This is a genomic window from Pseudomonas sp. 05N434 (assembly GCF_056396965.1).
Genome location: NZ_JBFTMK010000374.1, coordinates 1 through 5,021, shown reverse-complemented (window position 1 = coordinate 5,021; position 5,021 = coordinate 1). Strand labels below are relative to the sequence as shown.

General features: G+C 61.2%; 4 protein-coding genes. All 4 read left to right on the top strand.

Annotation, left to right across the window (positions count from 1 at the left end):
• On the top strand, window positions 1–2,326 hold a 2,326-nt coding region (locus AC1DLB_RS20980), incomplete at its 5' end, for a glycosyltransferase (protein ID WP_477785571.1).
• A 142-nt stretch (window positions 2,327–2,468) separates the two neighbouring features.
• Complete coding sequence (gene dapE, locus AC1DLB_RS20975; protein WP_028939204.1) at window positions 2,469–3,620, top strand: succinyl-diaminopimelate desuccinylase; 1,152 nt, start codon at window positions 2,469–2,471, stop codon at window positions 3,618–3,620.
• A complete protein-coding gene (locus AC1DLB_RS20970) occupies window positions 3,620–4,429 on the top strand; it encodes a putative RNA methyltransferase (RefSeq protein ID WP_018927030.1) in 810 nt (269 codons plus the stop codon). Before dapE ends, AC1DLB_RS20970 begins: the two co-directional genes overlap by 1 nt.
• A 95-nt stretch (window positions 4,430–4,524) precedes the next feature.
• Window positions 4,525–4,902, top strand: coding sequence for a hypothetical protein (locus tag AC1DLB_RS20965; protein ID WP_477785570.1), 378 nt, complete (start codon window positions 4,525–4,527; stop codon window positions 4,900–4,902).
• Window positions 4,903–5,021: the final 119 nt, after the last annotated feature.

Below are 5,021 nucleotides of genomic sequence, written 5' to 3'. Positions count from 1 at the left end.
GGAGGACATTCCCAAACTGGCGGAAGAGTTCGGCCTGCGGGTGACCCTGGGGATCTGGATCAGCCCGGATCAGGAGCGCAACGAGCGCGAGATTCAGCGCGCCATCCAACTGGCCAACACCTCCCGCAGCGTGGTTCGCGTCGTGGTCGGTAACGAGGCGATCTTCCGCAAGGAAATCACTGCTGCCGAGCTGAGCGTGATCCTGGATCGCGTGCGCGCCGCCGTTAAGGTTCCAGTCACCACCTCCGAACAGTGGCACGTCTGGGAAGAACACCCGGAACTGGCCAAGCACGTCGACCTGATCGCAGCTCACGTTCTGCCCTACTGGGAGTTCATCCCTGTGGACAAGGCCGGCCAGTTCGTTCTCGACCGCGCCCGTGACCTGAAAAAGATGTTCCCGAAAAAACCGTTGCTGCTCTCCGAAGTCGGCTGGCCGAGCAACGGCCGTATGCGCGGTGGCGCCGATGCGTCGCCGGCGGACCAGGCCATTTACTTGCGCACACTGGTCAACAAGCTCAACCGCCAGGGTTTCAACTACTTCGTGATCGAAGCGTTTGACCAACCGTGGAAGGCCACTGACGAAGGCTCGGTAGGCGCGTACTGGGGCGTGTTCAACGCCGCGCGCCAGCAGAAATTCAACTTCGAAGGCCCGGTGGTCGCGATCCCGCAATGGCGTGTGCTGGCGATCGGCTCTGCCGTGTTGGCCCTGCTGTCCCTGACCTTGCTGATGATCGACGGCTCGGCCCTGCGCCAACGTGGTCGTACCTTCCTGACCTTTATCGCGTTCCTCTGCGGTTCGGTGCTGGTATGGATCGGTTACGACTACAGCCAGCAATACAGCACCTGGTTCAGCCTGACGGTAGGCTTCCTCCTCGCCCTCGGTGCACTCGGGGTGTTTATCGTTCTGCTGACGGAAGCCCATGAACTGGCCGAAGCGGTCTGGACCCACAAACGCCGGCGTGAATTCCTGCCCGTGGTGGGCGAATCAGACTACCGACCGAAGGTGTCGATTCACGTGCCCTGCTACAACGAGCCGCCGGAGATGGTCAAACAGACCCTCAACGCGCTGGCCAACCTCGACTATCCGGACTTCGAAGTCCTGATCATCGACAACAACACCAAGGACCCGGCGGTCTGGGAACCGGTGCGTGATTATTGCGAAACTCTTGGCCCACGCTTCAAGTTCTTCCACGTCGCACCGTTGGCCGGCTTCAAGGGTGGCGCACTGAATTACCTGATTCCCCATACCGCCAAAGATGCCGAAGTGATTGCGGTGATCGACTCGGACTACTGCGTCGACCCGAACTGGCTCAAGCACATGGTGCCGCACTTCGCCGACCCGAAAATCGCCGTGGTGCAATCGCCACAGGATTACCGCGACCAGAACGAAAGCACCTTCAAGAAGCTCTGCTACGCGGAATACAAAGGCTTCTTCCACATCGGCATGGTCACCCGCAACGACCGTGACGCGATCATCCAGCACGGCACCATGACCATGACCCGGCGCTCGGTGCTCGAGGAACTGGGCTGGGCCGACTGGTGTATCTGTGAAGACGCCGAACTGGGCCTGCGTGTGTTCGAAAAAGGTCTGTCGGCGGCGTACTACCACACCAGCTACGGCAAAGGCCTGATGCCCGATACCTTTATCGACTTCAAGAAACAGCGTTTCCGCTGGGCCTATGGCGCGATTCAGATCATCAAGCGTCACACCGCCAGCCTGCTGCGCGGCAAGGACACCGAGCTGACCCGTGGCCAGCGTTACCACTTCCTCGCGGGCTGGCTGCCGTGGGTGGCGGACGGCATGAACATCTTCTTCACCGTCGGCGCGCTGTTGTGGTCGGCGGCGATGATCATCGTGCCGCAACGGGTCGATCCACCGCTGCTGATTTTCGCGATCCCGCCATTGGCGCTGTTCGTGTTCAAGGTGGGCAAGATCATCTTCCTGTACCGCCGCGCGGTCGGGGTCAACCTGAAAGACGCCTTCTGCGCCGCGTTGGCCGGGCTGGCGTTATCGCACACCATCGCCAAAGCGGTGCTGTACGGTTTCTTCACCAGCAGCATTCCGTTCTTCCGCACACCGAAGAATGCCGATAACCACGGCTTCTGGGTGGCGATTTCGGAGGCTCGCGAAGAGCTGTTCATCATGCTGCTGCTGTGGGGCGCGGCACTGGGGATCTTCCTGGTGCAGGGTATACCCAGCAACGACATGCGCTTCTGGGTGACCATGTTGCTGGTGCAGTCGCTGCCGTACCTGGCGGCGCTGATCATGGCGTTCCTGTCGTCGCTGCCCAAACCTTCGGTAGAAGCTGCGCCGGTACCGGCGTAATCCGTTATTAGATAACGTCAAACGGCGGCCTTCGGGCCGCCGTTTTGCTTTAGAATGATCGCCTTTTTCAATGCCAACAAACTCGGTAGGAGCTGCTTCGGCAGCTCCTACATGTTTACCGTGCGCACCTCGGAGTTCTTACATGACGGCCCACGCCGACCTTTCGCCGACACTTCAACTCGCCATCGACCTGATCCGCCGTCCATCCGTGACGCCGGTCGACGCCGATTGCCAGAAGCAGATGATGCAGCGCCTGGGCGATGCCGGTTTTATGCTGGAGCCGATGCGCATCGAAGATGTGGATAACTTCTGGGCGACCCACGGCAAACATGACGGTCCGGTGCTGTGCTTCGCCGGTCACACCGACGTGGTGCCGACCGGTCCGGTGGCGGCCTGGCAGATCGATCCGTTCAACGCGGTGATCGACGAACACGGCATGCTCTGCGGCCGTGGCGCGGCAGACATGAAAGGCAGCCTTGCGTCCATGACCGTGGCAGCCGAGCGTTTCGTTGCCGACTATCCGGATCACAAGGGCAAGGTCGCGTTCCTGATCACCAGTGACGAAGAAGGCCCGGCCCACCACGGCACCAAGGCTGTGGTCGAGCGCCTTGCCGCCCGCAAGGAACGTCTGGACTGGTGCATCGTCGGCGAGCCGTCGAGCACGACCCTGGTGGGTGACGTGGTCAAGAACGGCCGTCGCGGCTCCCTCGGCGCCAAATTGACCGTGCGCGGTGTGCAGGGCCACGTGGCGTATCCGCACCTGGCGAAGAACCCGATCCACCTCGCCGCCCCGGCGCTCGCCGAACTTGCCGCCGAGCACTGGGACCACGGCAACGATTTCTTCCCGCCGACCAGTTTCCAGATCTCCAACGTCAATTCCGGCACCGGTGCGACCAACGTGATTCCGGGTGATCTGGTGGCGGTATTCAACTTCCGCTTCTCCACCGAGTCCACCGTCGAAGGCCTGCAAAAGCGCGTCGCCGACATTCTCGACAAGCATGGCCTGGACTGGCACATCGACTGGGCGCTGTCCGGCCTGCCGTTCCTCACCGAGCCGGGCGCGCTGCTCGACGCGGTGTCGGCGAGCATCAAGGACATCACTGGTCGTGACACCAAAGCCTCCACCAGCGGCGGCACTTCAGATGGGCGCTTCATCGCGACCATGGGCACCCAAGTGGTTGAACTGGGCCCGGTCAACGCGACGATCCACCAGGTCAACGAGCGTGTACTGGCGGCCGACCTCGACGTGCTGACCGAAATCTACTACCAGACCCTGATCAAGTTGCTCGCCTGATGCTCGCCTGTCCGATCTGCAGCGAACCGCTGAACGCGGTGGACAACGGCGTGGCCTGCCCCGCCGGGCATCGTTTCGACCGCGCACGACAGGGTTACCTGAACCTGCTGCCGGTGCAGCACAAGAACAGCCGTGACCCTGGGGATAACCAGGCGATGGTCGAAGCCCGTCGCGACTTTCTGAACGCCGGCCATTACGCGCCGGTGGCCAAGCGTCTGGCGGAGCTGGCGGCCGGTTATGCGCCGCAGCGCTGGCTGGACATCGGTTGTGGCGAGGGGTATTACACCGCGCAAATCGCCGAAGCCTTGCCCAACGCCGATGGCTATGCTCTGGACATTTCCCGGGAAGCGGTCAAACGCGCCTGCAAACGCAACCCTGCGCTGACCTGGTTGATCGCCAGCATGGCGCGGGTGCCATTGGCCTCGGGCAGCTGCCAGTTTCTGGCCAGCGTGTTCAGCCCGCTGGACTGGGAAGAAGCCAAACGTCTGCTCAGCCCCGGTGGCGGCTTGATGAAAGTCGGGCCGACCAGCGGCCATCTGATGGAATTGCGTGAGCGGCTGTACGACGAAGTGCGCGAGTACACCGACGACAAGCACCTGGCGCTGGTGCCGGAAGGCATGGCGTTGCAACACAGCGAAACCCTGGAATTCAAACTGACGCTGGTCAATGGTCAGGATCGCGCGAATCTCTTGGCGATGACACCTCACGGCTGGCGCGCCAGTGCCGAACGCCGGACAGCAGTCATTGAACAAGTGGAACCGTTCGAGGTCACCGTTTCGATGCGCTACGATTATTTCGTTCTGCAGTAGTAGTTAGAGAACAACTTTAATTTTTGGTCTTGAGTAAAGGCTCAAGGCCGGCTAAATCCGCGAATGGATTTTTCAGACCCGCAGTGAGGACATCCATGCGCCAACCGGACATCGAGATTTACCTGAAAGACGCCGACGTCGATCACAAAGCCATCGCGGCCTGGCTCGGCGCGGCTCTAGGCCCGTGCACCGACTGGGTTCAGAAAGGCCAGACCTACAAGTGCAWGGCTGGTAGCGTGCCAGTGACCTGGCTGCCCAAAGCCGTAGGCAAATGGAACAGCCTGTACCTGGAAAGCGACCAGACCCCATGGGAAGACGACATCGCTTGCGCCCGCGCTGCATTTGCCGCATTGAACGTCGAAGTGCGTTGTGCGCCGGGTAGCTGGGTCGAGGAAGAAGGTGAGGAAACGGCAGATCGCTGGATTCGCATCAGTGTCGATGGTGAAGAAGAGATCACCTGGAAAACCGCGTAATCTGCGTAATCTGCGTAAGCATAAATCTGTAGGAGCGAGGCTTGYCCGCGAAGCTTTTAGCGCCAGTGATGACGCCTTCGCGGGCAAGTCGGATCGCCGCACCGCTCGCTCCTACAGGG

What these genes read in the sequence shown, in the direction of transcription:
- dapE (WP_028939204.1), top strand. Translation starts at nt 2,469, where the DNA reads ATGACGGCCCACGCCGACCTTTCGCCGACACTTCAACTCGCCATCGAC.
- AC1DLB_RS20970 (WP_018927030.1), top strand. Translation starts at nt 3,620, where the DNA reads ATGCTCGCCTGTCCGATCTGCAGCGAACCGCTGAACGCGGTGGACAAC.